This is a genomic window from Streptomyces sp. NPDC055078 (assembly GCF_053607985.1).
In genome coordinates, this window is record NZ_JBSGUP010001130.1 from 1 (window position 1) to 1,292 (window position 1,292).

Annotated in this window: 1 protein-coding gene and 1 riboswitch; the gene reads left to right on the plus strand. The window is 73.7% G+C overall.

The window, feature by feature from the left end:
* Positions 1–335: 335 nt before the first annotated feature.
* A riboswitch (FMN riboswitch) is annotated at positions 336–466 on the plus strand.
* A 155-nt stretch (positions 467–621) separates the two neighbouring features.
* Positions 622–1,292: bifunctional diaminohydroxyphosphoribosylaminopyrimidine deaminase/5-amino-6-(5-phosphoribosylamino)uracil reductase RibD (ribD, locus tag ACWF94_RS40695; protein ID WP_453500364.1), on the plus strand; the 671-nt coding region annotated here is incomplete at its 3' end.

Genomic DNA, 1,292 nt, shown 5'->3' on the forward strand with positions numbered 1-1,292 from the left:
GGCACCCCGACTCCATGTGCCCAGGTCCTCCGGGGTCTGCCCCGAGGGTCTTTCGTTTGGATCAGGCTGGGTCAGTGGGCGGGGTGTGGCTGGGGTCCCCGGGCCCGCCAGGGCCCAGGTGGGGGTACCTCCCACGCCGGAGGCTGTGGGAGAGGATCGCAAGGCGGTGGATGGGGGCCTCCCCCTGGCCCAGGGGGAGCGCGGTGCCGGCGCACGCGAGCCCAGCAAGATCCAGACGAGATGTCCCAGGCCCGCCGAGGCCCTGTGAGTCAGCCCACAGTGGATCACCCGCATGGCTCACAGCCGGGCGTGGCACACTGGCCAGGTATCAGCAGCAGCGCACTCCGGGGTCGGTGCAATTCCGAGCCGGCGGTTACAGTCCGCGACCCGTCCGCATCCAGCGGCCGGTTGACCAGGTGAGATTCCTGGACCGACGGTGAAAGTCCGGATGGGAGGCAGTGCGCGGCGGGCGGCCCTTGGCGGCACGCCGGCCGTAAGGCGGCTGATCGCCCTCGGTGGCGATCGGCACCCGGCGGTCCCGGCGCGGTCCCCAGACGTTGTCCGCTCTCTGTCGTCATCGACAGGCCCCGGAGTCCGTGCCCGAAGAGGCAGGAGGACCCGGTGGCCACCGCAGCCGACATCACCGCCATGCGCCGAGCGATCGCGCTCGCCGCCCGCGGACTCGGCTCCACCAGCCCCAACCCGGTCGTCGGATGCGTCATCACGGACGCCTCAGGACGGACCGTCGGTGAGGGCCACCACCAGCGCGCGGGCGGCCCGCACGCCGAAGTGCACGCCCTGAGGGAGGCGGGCGGACGGGCCAGGGGTGCCACCGCGTACGTCACCCTGGAACCGTGCGACCACACCGGCCGCACCGGCCCCTGCGCCCAGGCCCTCATCGACGCCGGGGTCAGCCGGGTCGTCCACGCCGTCGGCGACCCGAATCCCCTGGCCACCGGTGGCGCCGAACGGCTGCGGGCGGCAGGTGTCCTGGTCGAGTCCGGACTGCTCGCCGACGAGGCCACGGCGGGCAACGCCGCCTGGCTCACCGCGATGCGTCTCGGCCGCCCCCACGTCGTCTGGAAGTACGCCGCCACCCTCGACGGCCGGATCGCCGCCGCGGACCGCACCAGCCGCTGGATCACCTCTCCCGAATCCCGGGCCGATGTCCACCGGCTGCGCGCCGAGGCCGACGCGGTCGTCGTCGGCTCCGGTACGGCACGCACCGACGACCCCCAACTCGCCGTACGCGGCACCCTCCTCACCGAGGGCGCCGTGCAGCCCCTCAGGGT